The organism is Stenotrophomonas sp. YIM B06876 (assembly GCF_030711595.1).
GTDB lineage: Bacteria > Pseudomonadota > Gammaproteobacteria > Xanthomonadales > Xanthomonadaceae > Stenotrophomonas.
The window spans coordinates 2,205-2,411 of sequence record NZ_JAUJUJ010000114.1; the positions used below are offsets into that span (position 1 = coordinate 2,205).

1 protein-coding gene is annotated in these 207 nt (G+C 71.5%); it reads right to left on the reverse strand.

Annotated features, from left to right (window positions below):
• Nucleotides 1–207: XdhC family protein (locus QZH66_RS15125; RefSeq protein ID WP_305806739.1), on the reverse strand; the 207-nt coding region annotated here is incomplete at both ends.

Consider the following 207-nt stretch of genomic DNA (forward strand, 5'->3'; position numbering starts at 1 on the left):
GGCCGCGGGCACGCTCCAGGCGCCTCGGTATTCCTCGCGCGGGTCGCACACCGTGACGGCGAAGCCGCTGAACAGCGCCATGGTGGCCAGGTACTCGGACATCTGGCCGGCGCCGATGATCAGCATGCGGTATTCGGGGCCGAAGGTGTTGGTGATGTGCGCGGCGTCCACCACCAGTTCGGCCGGGGCGGCGGCGCGCGCCAGGGT